Source organism: Vibrio taketomensis, assembly GCF_009938165.1.
Classification (GTDB): Bacteria; Pseudomonadota; Gammaproteobacteria; order Enterobacterales; family Vibrionaceae; genus Vibrio; species Vibrio taketomensis.
This window is the reverse complement of the sequence record NZ_AP019649.1, coordinates 820,010-835,934: the sequence shown is the minus strand read 5'-3', so window position 1 is coordinate 835,934 and position 15,925 is coordinate 820,010. Positions and strand designations below refer to the sequence as shown.

The window sequence follows — 15,925 nt, the reverse complement described above, 5'->3', positions numbered from 1 at the left end:
GAAAAGGATTTCAAGGATGAGCGATAGCCCTGTATTGGCGTTGGCAAAAGATCTTATCAGTCGTCAATCAGTGACACCTGAAGATGCGGGTTGCCAACAAGTTATGATCGAGCGCTTACAAGCGCTGGGATTTGAAATTGAAGTGATGGTGTTTGAAGATACCACCAACTTCTGGGCGCGACGCGGCAATCAAGCTCCGTTATTTGCGTTCGCCGGTCACACCGATGTGGTGCCCGCGGGTTCACTCGAGCAATGGCATACACCACCATTTGAACCAACGATTATTGACGGCTATTTACATGGTCGTGGTGCGGCCGACATGAAAGGCTCATTAGCGTGTATGATCGTTGCCGTTGAGCGCTTTATCGCTGATCACCCAAATCATCAAGGCTCGCTCGCGTTTCTTATCACCTCTGATGAGGAAGGCCCGTTTATTAATGGCACCACACGTGTTGTTGATACTCTAATGGCACGTAACGAAAACATCGATATGTGTATCGTTGGTGAGCCATCAAGCACGTTATCCGTTGGTGATGTTGTCAAAAATGGTCGCAGAGGTTCGATTACTGGCGATTTGCGAGTGAAAGGTATTCAGGGCCACGTGGCCTACCCTCACTTAGCAAACAACCCAGTCCACCAAGCACTGCCCGCACTCGCAGAATTAGCGGCCACCAAATGGGATAACGGTAACGACTTTTTTCCACCAACTAGCTTCCAAATCCCAAATTTGGCCGCTGGCACCGGTGCTTCAAACGTGATTCCTGGTGAGTTTGATGTGCAGTTTAACTTCCGTTTTAGTACTGAACTAACAGACCAAGAAATCAAACGTCGTGTTCATTCAACCTTAGATGCACACGGTTTAGAGTACGACCTAAAATGGACCCTAAGCGGTCAACCGTTCTTAACCGATACTGGTGCACTATTAGATGCGGTGGTTAAAGGTGTATCTGCTGTTAATCATAAAGCGCCAGAACTCCTAACTACAGGTGGAACTTCTGACGGTCGCTTCATCGCACAAATGGGCGCACAAGTGGTTGAACTTGGCCCAGTCAACGCGACCATTCATAAAGTGAATGAGTGTGTCAGTGTCGCTGATTTAGAAAAACTCACCGATATGTATCAAAACATTTTGGAGAACGTACTCGCGTGAAAATGACGCCTGAGCAACTATGCGGACAGGATGCGACCCATTTAACGGAAGTTTTATTTGGGCAAAAACTCTTTCTTATTCATCCGCAAGTAGAGCAAGATTTGCTTGCATTAAGGGATGCCGCTGCTCAGGCGGGATTTAACCTCAACATTGCCAGTGGTTTTCGCGACTTTGAGCGACAAAAAACCATCTGGAACAATAAGATGAGCGGTATTAGCATCATCTTAGATAGTGACAGCCTCCCACTTGACCCAGCACAGCTCTCAGATGAACAAAAAGTGTTGGCAATTTTGCGTTGGTCAGCGCTACCGGGAGCAAGCCGCCATCATTGGGGCACTGAATTTGATGTATTTGACCGCAATTCTTTACCAAAAGACACCATGCTGCAGTTAGAACCGTGGGAATATTTGGCTGGGCATCAAGCGAAATTCTATCAATGGCTATCTGTTCATCTTAAGCAATTTGGCTTTTTCTTTCCCTATCAAAAAGACTTAGGTGGCGTAGCTGCAGAGCCATGGCACATCAGCCATAAAGTGACAGCGACCGAGTGCCTAACTCAACTAACTCAAGATCAACTGACGAAGCAACTTCAAGCAAGTGATCTATTGGGTAAAAATGCAGTGTTACAACAGCTCGATACCATCTACACTCAATTTATCACCAACATCTGTCGAGGTGACTAATGGATTTGCTCACTAACCCTTGGGTCATTATCGCTATCGTTTTAGCCGTGATTATTGGCAACATTAGCGCTCTCAAATACACCGCGAATATGAAGTTTGATCAGATGAAGAAAAAGCCATCTAGAAACGAGCAAATAAGCGACCAAGAAGCCAAACAAGAACAACAAGAGTCAGGGCCACAAGACCCACACAAATAATTTCCGCTTCTCTCATGGCCTGATTAATTGATAGGCTCCCAAGGTGCAACCATTAACTCTTCTGGTGTGTACTTTGACCACTGGTAGATGAACTCAACCTCTTCGTTATTGATAACAGCGCTACCAACGACACCTATCCAGCGCCCACGAGCATCCGTTGTATATTGATTCACCTCTGTGACGATTATTTGAGTGCCTACAGGCAAAGTTATCGACCCAGATTGTATTTTGTCAGCTTGTGTAAATGGGTAGAGAAAATAACCAATCTCAGGTTGATACAATCGCTCTTTTCTAACTAACAATATGCTCAGTTGTTTTAGATGCAGTTCCCGACCTACGAGCGATGAAAAAACCGCCTTATCAGCCACGCTCTCTATGGCTGCACTGCATCCCACCAGAAAAGCACTTAAAACCAATATCAATACTCGCATTGCGATCCAGTTTGGTGAGTTTTCATCAGACTAATCCAACTTGAATGTGATTACGACGATCTCAATGGCAGATTTCGTTGAATTTTAGATCGAATCAAACCCACTGATACAAAAAAGCAGAGCCTACGCTCTGCTTTTTACTAAAGTATTGATACGGTAAGTTACTTAATGTGGTCCCAAGAAATGTTGGACACAATTCGGCAATCATCGCATTTGAAATAAAATACATCATGCAATGGCTCGTCCAGTAGCCATTCGCCACCGCACTTCGGGCACTTGCGAGCTTGCTCATCGGCTAAACTGGCACCACCAACTCGGTATTGGTAGTAGTAAGTTGGGATCTTAGTGATGTATTCAATGCGTCCACGTAAGTCCCAACCGCGACGAAACAATACACTGTCGCTATCACAAATCTCATGAAGCGCTGCATGTTCTGCTCGGCAACCGCCCGCCATTTGTAGTTCATCACACGCTTGCCATTCTGTTTGCCATTTCACCACCGCTTTATGGTCACCATTCAGCGTCGGTGGATTGCGATATAAAGGAATCGGCAGCAGCGTTTCACCGCTACGCAGAGGCGAGCATGTGTGCACATAGGTGGTATAAAGAACTTGCCAGCTTGGTGTTTCTTCTTCTGCTGCTTGCTCTGAATTTAAATCGCGACCTAACAGGCGCACTTTGGGCGCTAACAAGCAAGCATCAGCCAAACGATTAATACACACTTTGACAAAGTCTGAATGGTATTTCGGATGCAAACTCTCTTTTTCAGGACATACCGCGCGCACATAAAATTCCCCTTCACCCATTACGATAGGAAATTCGCGCCCTAACACTTGGCCGTTGTAACGCAATGCATCCATTAGGCCATTAATGCCTTTATCAACCGCGCTGATCGTCGTGTTATCAAAACACTCAAATTGCAATTCAACTACGTACATCGTTTATACCACTGGCTCAATTTTGCTTAGGAATTCTTCTAAGCTTTCCGCTAAGACATCACGCTTATCAGTACCCAGACGCTCTAACACCACATTACCCGTAATATTACAGATGGAAATCACATCAAGCTCAGCATCGGTTGCTGCAATAAATACCGTCGGTTTGAGTTTAAGGCGACGTTGCGTAACCAAATGACCAAGAATGTTCTCTTGTAAACGTTCAAAATCTTCATCATTCCACACTTGCAACAACACTAACTCATTGCCGTTCCATGTTGCTTGCATATCGGCACTGTATTGCGCACCGTAGAACGTTTTGATGTCTTCGTGCAACGTTAGCTCAATGCCATTTTCTACATTGGTAAAATCCGCAAACTGCTCACGCGGGTAAGCTTGCCACTCAACACCATCAGCACGTTTTTGCTCGACACATGGCGAAACAAGTTCAGCTAAATCCTCACTGAACGGTAACTTACCGTGTTTGTCTTGATGATGAGCGCGGTATTTATCACTAAATGCGCGTAAGGCTTGCAAGGCATTATCAGCCATTCGAGTCTCCAGAGTAGTTGTGTTAATGACACAGAGTGCGAGATTGCGTAAAATTCCCGTCATTCTAATCGAATTCCAATCAAAGTATGAGCAAATATTCCAACGCCAAAGAGCTTGCAGGCCTAACGCTGGGTCAAAAAACCGAGTACGCAAGCCAATACGATCCTTCATTGCTGCAACCAGTACCACGTAGCCTTAATCGTGATGACCTAGAACTTGGTGATAATTTGCCATTTCATGGTTGTGATATTTGGACTCTATACGAATTATCATGGTTGAATGAAAAAGGCTTACCGCAAGTCGCGGTTGGTGATGTGAGCATTCCTGCCACCAGCGCGAATTTAATCGAATCAAAGTCATTTAAGTTGTATCTAAACAGCTTGAATCAAACCCGCTTTAGCTCTTGGGACGACGTAGAAAAAACGCTCACCAACGACCTTTCTGCCTGCGCAGGGGAAGCGGTTTCTGTCACGCTACGCAACGTGACTGATTACACTGACAGCGTCATCGTCACTATGCATGGCGAATGTATCGATGAACAAGATATTGAAATCACCAGTTATGACTTTGATGCCACGCTGCTCAAAGATGCAGCTGGGGACGAAGAAGTCGACGAAGCACTGCATAGCCACTTATTGAAATCTAACTGCTTAATTACCAACCAACCAGATTGGGGCAGTGTTGAGATTCAGTATCAGGGTCAAAAAATCGATCGCGAAGCTCTGTTACGCTATATCGTCTCGTTCCGCGAACACAACGAATTCCACGAGCAGTGTGTTGAACGTATCTTCACAGATATTATGAAGTACTGCCAACCTAATAAGCTCACTGTCTATGCGCGCTACACTCGTCGCGGCGGTTTAGATATCAACCCGTATCGCTCAACGGAACAAGAACAACCACACCACAATCAACGCATGGCTCGTCAATAAGGAAATCGCTAAGGATGCTGAAACTGCGCTGGGAGCGTTGGCTCTGCTTATTTGTATTACTGCTGTCAGCCTCTTCGATGGCAGAATCAGTGTTCACTTCACCAACACTAAATGAAGCCAACAACTTAGTAGAGATAGTGCCAAAACAAGCACACCAATTAGCTTATGACTATATCTCTCAGCGTAAACTTTCAAATCAATCAGATAACAGCCCTTCATCGATCACTCGAGACGACGCTGACAATCGCACTCGTACGCCGGGTGCGACTATCGACGCTTTGATGATTTTGGCCGAATCTGCCTATAACATTGGCAACGTTGATGAGGCCTTTCGTCATTTAAAAGAAGCAATCAATCTGTCTGAAGTTTACGAACTGCCATACAAAAAGCTCGACATAATGATGCTGCAAGTTCGTTTGCACTGGCTATATAGCGGCAACGGAATTGTTGCTCGAGAACAACTTCACCAAGTTGAATTACTGTATCAATCAATCAAAAACCCTGAACAGTTGGCGAAAGCGTTGAAATACCGCATCACCATGCTGAAAGCACAAATTGCGTCAAAGGAAGGTGAGCTTGATCTCGCCAACCAACTTTTTGCTCAAGTTCGTGGCTATATTGAAACGCTAAAAACCAAACGTGTCGTCATTGATTACCATATTCAAGTTGGTCAACACTTGCTTGCCCATAAACAGTACAACAAAGCACTGTCTGAATTTCTTATCGCCTATTGGCAATCGATCGAAGATGACTCTCGCGCGCAACTCGGCAAAGTCAATTTTCTTCTAGGTCAGCTGTTTTTTGATCGCAAGGTGCTCGACAAGGCAAATAACCATCTATCACAAGCTGCTGATTTCTATGACAACTACGAGCATTCGCCAGTACTGCCATCCGTTTTGAAGCTAATGGGTGATAGCTATTACTTGCAAGGCAAATACAACCTCGCATTAGTGCAGTACTTCAACGCGATGGACCACGAGCGTACCGTAAACAATCTATACAATGAAATTGATGTGCGTATTGCTTTGTCAGCTACGTACTTACACCTCATCAACTACCCATTGGCAGAACAATATTTAGAAAGAGCAGAACAATTATTACCGCTAACTAAAGCACCTAAATTAGAAGCGCATGCTTGTTTGCTGCGTGCCGGACTGGCAGCAGAACAACATTCCGGTACCGAAACGATTGTAAACGCGCAGAAAGCACTAGAGATCGCTAAGAACATCGATGACATCAGCTTACAAAAAAGTGCCTACCGTCTTATTAATCGTGGTTATGAGTTGAATCAAGACTACAAAACCGCGCTGGAATACTTTAAGCACTTTAGCGCGCTTGCCACCATTGAACAGCAACAACTTGACTTAATAAGTGAAGATGCATTCCGTCAGCAGAAAGATTTTGTCGAACGAAATATCCACCTAACCGCGCGACAACAAGACCTCGCGCATGCTCAAGAAGAGTATCGCAAGTTCCAAAAGATTGCCTTCGCGCTGTTCTTGATTGGTTCTGTACTCTTCCTGCTACTGTTGAGACGCGGTCATATTATTCGCATACAAAAGGAAGAGCTGGGCGAACTGAATAACAATTTATACACCCATTCTCGTTCTGGAATGCGTAATTTGCGTATGCTCAACGCCAAATTGTCAGCGTCACTTGAAGCAAGTAGCGATCAATTTGAGAAATGGCACGTTGGGGAATTGATTCATGAACCGCTCAATGATCGCCTACGTTTCGTTATGGTTGATGTGCCTTTTTTACGTAACTTACACATGCAGCATGGGTACACTAAGGGTTTAGAGTTAGAAAAAGAGTTTGGTGAGTACTTACAAACTAAAGTATCAGCGCCGGCTCGGGTCTACCATTTTTCTGATGCAAACTTGCTCTATATCGAACCCAATAGTAACCGTGACACCTCTCCGGAAGAGATGGTGGAGAAAATTCAACAATGGATTACCGATTTCAAACCACAACGTAAACTCAATCGCATTGTTCGTATTGGCATGGTCGACTATCCATTCTTACCGCGTGCGTATACTGCCATTAATGACAAAGAGTTAATGGACATTCTACTCATGGCAACGGGTGCAGCGCGCTCACTCAGCCTAGAAGACCACCAAAGTCACTGGGTATACCTCAAAGCGATTGAAAATGCGCCAGCCGCAAGCCTAGCGACTGAAAATGTACGAAAAGCGTGCAAACACTCGATAAATCAAGGCCTAATAAAAGTACACTCTTCTTTCAAGAATGAGGAGAGGCTCAAAAAACTATTAAAAGATGACTAATTTTGTAGCGTTCCGTGCGTTGAACTCGTGACGGGACGCTGGATTTTGATATTATCAACAAATTGGTTAATAGGGTCGTATGACCAACGCCTTTTAGGCAGATTTATAAAGAATAAACAGTTACATGAGCGTGCTCGAACCAGATCTTCAGTCTCAGTTACATCAACTGAAATCTCAATTGGAACAAGCTCGATTGACGCAAAGAAATACTTCTTTCAAATTCAAACGAGAATTACAGGTATTACAACGCGTTGTAACTTCATTAAGTAGTGCGTACGTTAGTGATAACCCGAAATTGCAATCTGCTCTATCAGAGCTTCGATTGGCAATTGAGAAACAAAAAGATATCAGTGCTTTAATTCCAAATTTATTGGTTTTAGAGCGATTAATTAAGCAACATGCGGTCGATATGGATGTACAAAGGCTAGATCTCAACACTCAGGTCAAACATGCTGGAGAAACTCTTCTTCGCGTGTCCGGCATTCCTTCTAAGCTAAAACGCGATCTTCGCGATTTACTGAGCTTTTGTGCAACCAATAATATTAGCCACGCAGAACAAGCCATCAAATTACTGGCGATTTATGAACGCTCAGTCAAAATTCTGATCTCGAATCCAGACTCCACAACAGGCGTTATCACTTCAGATACAGACAAAGATCTTCTGCAGCAACTCAATATCGAACTGCAAAATCTTATTACTGAACTCGATTTCACCGGAGAGTCTGGTGATTTACTCAATGATATTCGCGCTAAACTTCTCATTGGTGTTAATACTCAAACCCTACTTGAAGAAACCTTGCATGTATTAAAACTCGTGATTCAAGGTACGCACTTTGAACGTAAAACCTCACAGCAGTTTTTAGTTCAAGTTAACGAGTCTTTGAGTAGTTCAATTAAGAGTTCAGCCCAACTAGCCGATCAAAGTGAAAGCTATCACGAGCAACGTGTCGAGTATGGACAAGAATTAACGTCACTGGTCACCGACGGCAAAACCATCGTGATGCAGTCTCAATCGTTGGAAGATCTTCAAGATAACTTAATGCCGTTATTTGAAGAAATTGCGTCATTAAACGATCGCTTAAAACACACGGAAGAACGCGAAGCCGCCTTGCTTGAACGCATGAAGTACAATCATTGCCAACTTGAAGCATTGCAAGAGTCTGCGCGTGAATACCGCCGTCGTTTGGACGATCAAGCGGAGCGCTTACAACAAGACCCGCTCACGCGCGTTTTCAATCGTTCGGCATTTAATGAACACCTTGAGCTTGAATTCCGTCGCTGGATTCGCAATCAACACAGCCTGCGCGTGGTGATGTTCGATATCGATAATTTCCGCGCCTTAAATGACAGTTTTGGTTACGCTGCCGGCGACAAAGCGCTGAAAATTATTGCGCGCAATATCAAAGCGGAATTGAGCGAATCCGATATTTTAGCGCGCTTTTCTGGTGAAGAGTTTATTGCACTCCTTCCTGATAGAGCCGATCCTGAAAGCTATGAGTTGGTCAAAGCAATTCAAGACCAAATCTCACACCTACCGTTCAAGTTCCGTGAACAGCAAATTACCATTACCGCCAGTGCGGTAAGTACTAAGTTTAGGGACTCTGATACGCCTGAAGAAGTTCTGGAAAGACTGCGTATTCATCTCAAAGAAGCCAAGAAATTGGGGGCTGAGCAGCTTATCTGGAAATAAGCGGACCAGAAAAAATCTCTTCTTTAGGCTAAAACTGAAAACAATATAACCGAGAAGCCACTTAGCATATTTGTTAAGTGGCTTTTTTATTTTACCGAATTGTGGTAGGTTTAAGTAAAGGAAACGTTATGCTTTTGTCTGCTAAATTAGTGATTTAACTGCTCTGTATTGTACAGAGTAATTTTTCCACAAAAGCATCGGATTAGAAGAGCACAAGAGAGAAGTGAATGCGCACGTAACAACGTATAACTCAAAGTAATACCGCGTACTCACAATTTTCGTTATCGCCAAGGAGGTCTTAATGATCACTCACATTAGCCCAGCCGGCAGTATGGATTTATTGTCTCAACTCGAAGTTGAGCGCCTTAAAAAGACTGCATCTAGTGAGCTATACCAACTGTATCGTAACTGTACGCTCGCCGTACTCAACTCTGGTAGCCATACCGATAACTCAAAAGAGCTGTTGGATAAATATAAGTCATTTGATGTGACCGTGATGCGCCGTGAACGCGGCATCAAACTTGAACTGACTAACCCGCCTGAACACGCGTTTGTTGATGGGCAAATCATTAAAGGTATCCAAGAGCATTTGTTTGCCGTGTTGCGTGACATCGTCTACGTCAATATGCATCTCGCAGATAACCAACGATTAAATCTGACCAAAGCGACCCATATTACTAACCTCGTGTTTGGTATTTTGCGCAATGCGCGTGCACTCACTCCGGGTATCGAACCTAACCTCATCGTATGTTGGGGTGGACACTCAATTAAAGAAAACGAATACCAATACACCCGCCTTGTTGGGAACGAACTAGGTCTGCGTGAACTTAATATCTGTACGGGTTGTGGTCCTGGCGCAATGGAAGGGCCAATGAAAGGCGCAGCCATTGGACATGCCAAACAGCGTTATAGTGAGCAACGTTACTTGGGCTTAACGGAGCCATCAATTATCGCTGCTGAGCCACCAAACCCGATTGTCAACGAACTGGTCATCATGCCGGACATTGAAAAACGTCTCGAAGCGTTTGTTCGCATGGCACACGGCATTGTGATCTTCCCTGGCGGCCCGGGTACGGCAGAAGAACTGCTCTACATTCTGGGCATCATGATGCATCCGGAAAATGCCGAGCAACCTCTACCCATCGTACTCACTGGGCCAAAAGAGAGCGAAGCCTACTTCCGCTCTATTGATCAGTTTATCGGCTCAACATTGGGTGAAGCGGCACAAAAACACTACCAAATCGTGATTGATGATCCGGCGCAAGTTGCGCGCATCATGAAACAGAGCATGGATGATGTTCGCCAACATCGTAAAGAGACAGGTGATGCCTACAGCTTTAACTGGTCGCTAAAAATCGAGCCTGAATTCCAATTACCCTTTGAACCAACGCATGACGCGATGGCGAGTTTGGATTTACACCTGAATCAACGCCCAGAGAACCTTGCTGCCGCGCTACGTCAGGCCTTTTCAGGGATTGTGGCGGGTAACGTCAAAGCCGAAGGTATCCGTGAAATAGAACGTAAAGGTCCATTCATTCTTGATGGCGATGCTGCCTTAATGAAAAAAATGGATAAGCTACTAAAAGATTTCGTCGAACAAGACCGCATGAAACTACCCGGTGGCACCGCTTATGTGCCTTGCTACAAGATAGCAACCGAGAGCAAATAAGACATTCGTCAGCAATTGCTTTACACTAAGGGCCTAACGGCCCTTATTTTTTATACGCTTATGTCTATCCATCTTGTCATTATTGATGCTTTAAACCTCATTCGCCGCGTTCACTCGGTGCAGCCCGATCCAAATGATATCGCGAGAACGATAGACACAACTTGCCGTACCCTCACCCGCATCATTAATGAAGCCGAGCCGACTCATATCATCGCGGTGTTTGATCACCATCTACAAGATCGTGGCTGGCGTGGTGACATTCTGCCAGAGTACAAACAAAACCGTAAACCAATGCCAGAGCCTTTGCTCAATGGATTAGACGCCATTCAAGACGCGTGGTGGAAACTTGGCATTGATTCATTACTGTCGGAAGGCGATGAAGCTGATGACTTGGTAGCGACATTGGCGGTTAAAGTCGCGAGCCATAATGAGAAAGTGACCATTATTTCCACCGATAAGGGTTACTGCCAACTGTTATCGCCGACGTTGCAAATTCGCGATTATTTTCAACATCGCTGGCTCGATGCTCCATTTATTGAGAAAGAATTTGGCGTCAAACCAAGTCAATTGGCAGACTATTGGGGGCTAACCGGCGTTAGCTCTAGCCAAGTTCCAGGTGTTGCTGGTATTGGACCAAAGGCGGCCAAGGAAATCCTGACCCAATTTGACAATATCGAACAAGCTTTTGTCAGTGAAGAGCTTCCGGCCAAATATCGCAAAAAACTGGATAAGGACATGGAGATGGCGCGCAAATGTAAGCAGGTTGCCGCGCTCAAAATCGATATTGAGCTTGGCTTTAACCTGCAAGATCTGCGTTTCAGCGGCCCTAACCAATAACCTCTAATTAAACGCGGTCTTCTCTTGGGCGTCGTTGTGCTTCTCGCATGATTGACGCCTCTTGATCCTTATCTCGCCATTCACAAACAACACACCATCTTCCTTCAAGCACCCGCTGATTTATATATGCATAACCTACGCTTTTAGTAATTATTGTTTTCACTCTCAATGCGCGTCAAAACTCGCATAGAATGAACCTATCAACCTCTCTAGAGGCTTTGCTCAACAGCCTTTAGACAAGCCGACAAAGCAATCAGCTACGTCACAAAAAGAAATAAGACTGGCAGTGCCAGAATAACTGAGGACTTGGAAATCATGACCCCACAAGAACAAGAAATGATTGAAAAGCTGGCTGATAAACTCGCGGCTAAACAAGACATTACTCAAGATCCAGCGGCAGCTGAGTTAATCAGTAGTAAGATAGCTTCACAACGTGACATCATTTACCGTCTGAGCCAACTGGCTCTGGCCCAAGAAGTCGCGCTGACCGAATTGAAAAAGCGCAACGACTACTTACAAAACAATGCTGATTTCTACAAGCAAGAATCTCAACGTGGCACCATGAGCCGTATGTTTGGTGAAAACCGTCAGCCGCCTGCGCCACCAGCCTCAAGCTATCAACCAAGTGCTTTTGGTGGTTTTATGCAAACTGCAGCAGGTGTCGCTGCAGGTATGGTGGCTGGTAATGCGCTGAGTCATCTATTTTTCTCTGATTCTCACGCAGCAGAACAACCTATCGTGCAAGATGTGACGAATAACTATTACCAACAACCAGATGATACAAACAATGCGCAAGCCGATGATTCACAGCCAAGCGACAACACGGCAGCTGATGCTTCGCAACCCGATGATAGTGCAAGTTCATTTTTAGCCGGCACTGATGACTATACCCAAAGCTACACCGGCGGCGGTTGGAATACCGACACTGGTTTTGGCAATCCTGACGATCTTAGCTTTGACGATCCTAGCAACAATGGCTTTGATGATGATTCAAGCCGCTGGGGGGGCAATGATGACTCAAGTAGTGATTTTGGTAGTGATGGTTTTGGTGATGACTCAAGTGACTGGGGCGATGACGATTCTTCTTGGTAGTTCACCATATAACTCGTTATTGCTAATCAGAAAAATATGGTTGCATTAAATATAGAAAAACCCGCAATCAAGCGGGTTTTTTATGACTAATCAACATCAAATTAGTGCGGAGAGATGTTAGATAAACACTGCACGTGTACCGTGATCTCTTCACGGTCATGATATAGATGCTTAGCTTGTAGTTTAAACTTCACACCATTTTCAATCAGGAAGACCTTCAAGTTTTCGATATCTTGTAGCACTTCGTCGTAACGACCTTTCATTGGCAGCTTAAGGTTAAAAATCGCTTCTTTTGCCCAACCGCTAATGATCCACTCACCCATCAACTGCGCAACACGTGATGGTTTTTCAATCATGTCACACACCAACCAAGTGACGTTCTTACGTGCAGGCTCAAACTTAAAGCCATCTTCTTGGTGGTGTCGTACCTGACCGGTATCCATTAGGCTTTGCGCCATCATGCCGTTATCAACTGAATGAACAAACATTGAACGCTTCACCAATTGGTAAGTCCAACCGCCCGGACAAGCACCTAAATCTACACCCCACATGCCTGACGCTAAACGCTCATCCCACTCATTACGCGGAATAAACACGTGGAACGCTTCTTCCAATTTCAAGGTTGAACGGCTTGGTGCGTCTGCTGGGAATTTCAAACGTGGAATACCCATAAAGAACTGCGAGTTATTACCTGGTAATGAGTAACCAACGTAACAGTGACCAGGTTCAACAAAGCAAATATGCAGTACTGGCTTTTTCGCATGTTCTTTATTCATCAGAACACCTTTACCACGCAATGCCTGACGCATTGGTACGGTAAATTTACGACAGAACTTCAATAGTTCTTTCGCTTCATTGGTATCTGGTGTTTCAATACGAATATCACCGCAAAGTGGCATCGCGTCGACATCGCTCAATTGCTGAAGAATTGGCGAAATACGATCTTCACGTGGCAGATCGGTGATCTCTGCGGCTACCGCAAACATTTGGCGGGCAAAAATCAACGAATTGAAATCAAGCATTTTAACTAGCTTTTGTGCGTCGCCAGCTTGGTAACACTCAAACAGCACGTAACCCGAGTTCTTTTGTAAACGTGGAAAACCAAACACTTCCAACGCCGTAGCACGGTCTTGAATTTCACCTGCACACTCTTTTCAAAGCCCGAACGGCAATAAAGCATCAGTTGTTTCACTTACTCACCTCTTTTGATCTGTAGTGCTGCAAAAACGAACAGTCCCCAACCTAGCATAAAGGTGAAACCACCTAATGGCGTGATTGGTCCAAACCACTTCACCCCAGTTAACGCTAGCGCATAGAGACTGCCGCTAAAACAAAAGATGCCGATGATAAAGCAAATTGCGGCGATGAAAAAATACTTTTGTGCTTTCTCACCAAGATTAAGTAACAACAAGCCGCCACACAGGATAATTGCCGTAGCGTGAATGAACTGGTACTGCACGCCAATGCTGAATACTTCAAGCAAGTAAGGAGAGAGAATTTTCTTTAATCCATGAGAAGCAAAAGCGCCTAATGCAACCCCAACGCCTGCCAGAGCTCCGCCAAAAGCAATCAAATTATTCGCTCGCATCATGCCTCCTGAGTGTTGTTTGTATAAACAGAAAAGATAAAGTGACTCAATGCATCTACCGCAGCAGCGATATTGCCTGCTTCAGTATGCCCAGAGCTCTTACGCGGTTTAAAACTATGATCACCATCGGCAATAAATTCAACCTGTACATTTTTTGACAGTTCAAAATGCGCAAACTCTTCACGCTTACCAAACGTATCACGCTCACCTTGGAGAATTAAGGTTGGTTTATTTAGGTTCTCTAAATGTTCACCTTTGAACTTCTCCGGTTTACCCGGTGGGTGAAAAGGAAAGCCTAAGCATGCTATGCCCGCAACCTGACTGTTTTCACTCAACAAACTTGCCATGCGACCGCCCATCGATTTACCACCAATCACCACTGGCTTATCGGCGTATTGCTCAATGATCTGCTCAAAAGCTTCAAGTAGCTTAGGCGCTCGATCCGGTGGACGGCGTTTACCGTCTTCGTTGCGTTTTACCATATAAGGAAAGTTGAAACGCACAACTCGAATACCTTTTTCCGCCAACCCAAGCGCCACATCACGCATGAAGTCATGCTCGATATTCGCCCCTGCGCCATGGGCAAAAATAAATAATGGCGAACCAAGTTCGCCATCAATCAACACATTATTGGTCATCTTCTAGCAGTTCCTCTTGCTCACTGCGCGCTTTAGCTAACATCCAGTCGCGGAAAGTAGCGATACGACCCATATCTGCTTGTTTCTCATGGCACACGACATAGAAAGCGTTTTTCGACACCAACATTTCATCAAAAGGCGCAATCAAACGGCCAGAGTCCAGCTCAGGCTGAGCCAACACGTTATTGCCCAAAGCCACACCCTGACCATGAGCCGCAGCTTGCAGCACCATCGTCGAATGACTAAAGATAGGGCCATGGTTAACATTGACCCCTTCAACGCCATGGAATTTGACAAAATGTTTCCAATCTTTGCGTGAAGTGTCATGCAGTAAAGTGTGGTTTTTTAGATCGGCCAATTCTGCTAATGGCTTAGGGCCCAATAACAGTGACGGAGAGCACAGTGGGATTAGAAATTCTTGGTACAACTTGTCAGCACGCAAACCAGGCCAGTTACCTCGACCATAGTAAATGGCAACGTCAACATCATCTGTCAGTGAGCCTTCTTCGATATCAACGGCTTTAATGCGCACATCAATATCAGGTTCTTGCTGATTGAAGTCAGCCAAGCGTGGCACCAACCATTGGATAGCAAAGCTTGGTGATAAACTAATCGTCAAGGCCCCTTTTTCACTGCGCTCTAGTACCTTATCGGTCGCTTCAGCTAAGGATGTAAAGATATCTTTAATATCGAGAAAATAGCTTTGTCCCTCTTCTGTCAGCAATAACGAACGGTTACGGCGACGAAACAGCTTTAAGCCCAAAAACTCTTCTAAGGCTTTGATTTGATGGCTAACTGCGGCTTGTGTCACAAATAATTCTTCTGCAGCACGGGTAAAACTCAGGTGACGTGCTGCCGCCTCAAATACCTTCAGAGAGTTGAGCGGTGGTAGTCTTCTGGACATAGGTAGCCCTCAATATATGGGATTAGTTTTTTTTATCTGAAACATTATAAAATGTCCGTTGCCTGACGACCAGAGAAATTCTATATTGCACCTGCAACTCAAGCCTGAACGGCTTGGTTTTTTTAACCAATTGGCTTTGTTGTTGCGATGTTGTGTTTGCAAACTCGTATTTCGAGTTCGGTAGAATTCTACCAAGGTTTTGTTTCATCCAATCCCAGAAACAAAACGTATACTTCCTGTATTTATTTTGACCTGTCTGTCAAATTTTTTAGCACCGCCTATATGGCGGTGTTTTTTTATGCTCTGAGATTAATAACGCTTGCCACTCTGCGTGCTCAATTC

Annotated in this window: 15 protein-coding genes and 1 pseudogene; 9 read left to right on the top strand and 7 right to left on the bottom strand. The window is 44.7% G+C overall.

The genetic code is table 11. The features are described 5' to 3' along the window. Nucleotides 1–16: 16 nt before the first annotated feature. From dapE to Vt282_RS03870, 3 genes are read left to right on the top strand one after another with little or no spacing between them, the layout of a single operon-like run. Entirely contained in the window at nt 17–1,150 is a 1,134-nt protein-coding gene (gene dapE / locus Vt282_RS03880; RefSeq protein WP_162062607.1) for a succinyl-diaminopimelate desuccinylase, read from the top strand. 2 nt (nt 1,151–1,152) lie between these two features. Then, nucleotides 1,153–1,833, top strand: coding sequence for a M15 family metallopeptidase (locus tag Vt282_RS03875; protein ID WP_162063670.1), 681 nt, complete (start codon nt 1,153–1,155; stop codon nt 1,831–1,833). Then, nucleotides 1,833–2,030: a DUF2897 family protein gene (locus tag Vt282_RS03870; RefSeq protein ID WP_162062606.1), complete on the top strand. Its 198-nt coding sequence runs from the start codon at nt 1,833–1,835 to the stop codon at nt 2,028–2,030. The genes Vt282_RS03875 and Vt282_RS03870 overlap by 1 nt, the downstream gene beginning before the upstream one ends. Before the next feature lie 23 nt (nt 2,031–2,053). Here the strand turns inward: Vt282_RS03870 and Vt282_RS03865 are convergent, their stop codons facing one another. From Vt282_RS03865 to syd, 3 genes are all read right to left on the bottom strand, one after another. Then, nucleotides 2,054–2,461 (bottom strand): hypothetical protein, encoded by a 408-nt coding sequence (locus Vt282_RS03865; protein ID WP_162062605.1) that lies wholly within the window; start codon nt 2,459–2,461, stop codon nt 2,054–2,056. 161 nt (nt 2,462–2,622) lie between these two features. Then, the gene (locus Vt282_RS03860; RefSeq protein ID WP_162046882.1) at nt 2,623–3,399 is read right to left on the bottom strand and encodes a Zn-ribbon-containing protein; all 777 of its coding nucleotides are present in this window, start codon (nt 3,397–3,399) and stop codon (nt 2,623–2,625) included. 3 nt (nt 3,400–3,402) lie between these two features. Beyond that, the gene (gene syd, locus Vt282_RS03855; protein WP_162046883.1) at nt 3,403–3,948 is read right to left on the bottom strand and encodes a SecY-interacting protein; all 546 of its coding nucleotides are present in this window, start codon (nt 3,946–3,948) and stop codon (nt 3,403–3,405) included. Between the two features lie 86 nt (nt 3,949–4,034). Between syd and queF the strand changes: the two genes are divergently transcribed. From queF to Vt282_RS03825, 6 genes are all read left to right on the top strand, one after another. Next, nucleotides 4,035–4,880, top strand: a complete 846-nt coding sequence (gene queF, locus Vt282_RS03850) for an NADPH-dependent 7-cyano-7-deazaguanine reductase QueF (RefSeq protein ID WP_162062604.1) — start codon at nt 4,035–4,037, stop codon at nt 4,878–4,880. 14 nt (nt 4,881–4,894) lie between these two features. Further along, nucleotides 4,895–7,165 (top strand): tetratricopeptide repeat protein, encoded by a 2,271-nt coding sequence (locus Vt282_RS03845; protein WP_162062603.1) that lies wholly within the window; start codon nt 4,895–4,897, stop codon nt 7,163–7,165. A gap of 124 nt (nt 7,166–7,289) precedes the next feature. Continuing rightward, complete coding sequence (locus tag Vt282_RS03840; RefSeq protein ID WP_162062602.1) at nt 7,290–8,855, top strand: GGDEF domain-containing protein; 1,566 nt, start codon at nt 7,290–7,292, stop codon at nt 8,853–8,855. 301 nt (nt 8,856–9,156) lie between these two features. After that, on the top strand, nt 9,157–10,524 hold the full coding sequence (gene ppnN / locus Vt282_RS03835; RefSeq protein WP_162046886.1) for a nucleotide 5'-monophosphate nucleosidase PpnN: 1,368 nt from the start codon (nt 9,157–9,159) through the stop codon (nt 10,522–10,524). A gap of 60 nt (nt 10,525–10,584) precedes the next feature. Then, a complete protein-coding gene (gene xni, locus Vt282_RS03830) occupies nt 10,585–11,361 on the top strand; it encodes a flap endonuclease Xni (protein WP_162062601.1) in 777 nt (258 codons plus the stop codon). 315 nt (nt 11,362–11,676) lie between these two features. Further along, a complete protein-coding gene (locus Vt282_RS03825; protein WP_162046888.1) occupies nt 11,677–12,453 on the top strand; it encodes a DUF2076 domain-containing protein in 777 nt (258 codons plus the stop codon). A gap of 101 nt (nt 12,454–12,554) precedes the next feature. Here the strand turns inward: Vt282_RS03825 and rlmM are convergent. The 4 genes and pseudogenes from rlmM to Vt282_RS03805 form a co-directional block, all read right to left on the bottom strand. Beyond that, nucleotides 12,555–13,645 (bottom strand): annotated as a pseudogene (rlmM, locus tag Vt282_RS03820) (23S rRNA (cytidine(2498)-2'-O)-methyltransferase RlmM). Beyond that, nucleotides 13,646–14,041, bottom strand: coding sequence for a DUF423 domain-containing protein (locus Vt282_RS03815; protein WP_162046890.1), 396 nt, complete (start codon nt 14,039–14,041; stop codon nt 13,646–13,648). It lies immediately after the preceding pseudogene. Beyond that, on the bottom strand, nt 14,041–14,679 hold the full coding sequence (locus tag Vt282_RS03810; RefSeq protein ID WP_162062600.1) for an alpha/beta fold hydrolase: 639 nt from the start codon (nt 14,677–14,679) through the stop codon (nt 14,041–14,043). Before Vt282_RS03810 ends, Vt282_RS03815 begins: the two co-directional genes overlap by 1 nt. After that, nucleotides 14,669–15,583 carry a transcriptional regulator GcvA gene (locus tag Vt282_RS03805; protein WP_162046892.1) on the bottom strand — a complete coding sequence of 305 codons (915 nt, stop codon included), beginning with the start codon at nt 15,581–15,583 and terminating at the stop codon, nt 14,669–14,671. The genes Vt282_RS03810 and Vt282_RS03805 overlap by 11 nt, the downstream gene beginning before the upstream one ends. Nucleotides 15,584–15,925 lie beyond the last annotated feature (342 nt).

What these genes read in the sequence shown, in the direction of transcription:
- dapE (WP_162062607.1), top strand. Translation starts at nt 17, where the DNA reads ATGAGCGATAGCCCTGTATTGGCGTTGGCAAAAGATCTTATCAGTCGT.
- Vt282_RS03875 (WP_162063670.1), top strand. Translation starts at nt 1,153, where the DNA reads ATGACGCCTGAGCAACTATGCGGACAGGATGCGACCCATTTAACGGAA.
- Vt282_RS03870 (WP_162062606.1), top strand. Translation starts at nt 1,833, where the DNA reads ATGGATTTGCTCACTAACCCTTGGGTCATTATCGCTATCGTTTTAGCC.
- Vt282_RS03865 (WP_162062605.1), bottom strand. Translation starts at nt 2,461, where the DNA reads ATGCGAGTATTGATATTGGTTTTAAGTGCTTTTCTGGTGGGATGCAGT.
- Vt282_RS03860 (WP_162046882.1), bottom strand. Translation starts at nt 3,399, where the DNA reads ATGTACGTAGTTGAATTGCAATTTGAGTGTTTTGATAACACGACGATC.
- syd (WP_162046883.1), bottom strand. Translation starts at nt 3,948, where the DNA reads ATGGCTGATAATGCCTTGCAAGCCTTACGCGCATTTAGTGATAAATAC.
- queF (WP_162062604.1), top strand. Translation starts at nt 4,035, where the DNA reads ATGAGCAAATATTCCAACGCCAAAGAGCTTGCAGGCCTAACGCTGGGT.
- Vt282_RS03845 (WP_162062603.1), top strand. Translation starts at nt 4,895, where the DNA reads ATGCTGAAACTGCGCTGGGAGCGTTGGCTCTGCTTATTTGTATTACTG.
- Vt282_RS03840 (WP_162062602.1), top strand. Translation starts at nt 7,290, where the DNA reads ATGAGCGTGCTCGAACCAGATCTTCAGTCTCAGTTACATCAACTGAAA.
- ppnN (WP_162046886.1), top strand. Translation starts at nt 9,157, where the DNA reads ATGATCACTCACATTAGCCCAGCCGGCAGTATGGATTTATTGTCTCAA.
- xni (WP_162062601.1), top strand. Translation starts at nt 10,585, where the DNA reads ATGTCTATCCATCTTGTCATTATTGATGCTTTAAACCTCATTCGCCGC.
- Vt282_RS03825 (WP_162046888.1), top strand. Translation starts at nt 11,677, where the DNA reads ATGACCCCACAAGAACAAGAAATGATTGAAAAGCTGGCTGATAAACTC.
- Vt282_RS03815 (WP_162046890.1), bottom strand. Translation starts at nt 14,041, where the DNA reads ATGCGAGCGAATAATTTGATTGCTTTTGGCGGAGCTCTGGCAGGCGTT.
- Vt282_RS03810 (WP_162062600.1), bottom strand. Translation starts at nt 14,679, where the DNA reads ATGACCAATAATGTGTTGATTGATGGCGAACTTGGTTCGCCATTATTT.
- Vt282_RS03805 (WP_162046892.1), bottom strand. Translation starts at nt 15,583, where the DNA reads ATGTCCAGAAGACTACCACCGCTCAACTCTCTGAAGGTATTTGAGGCG.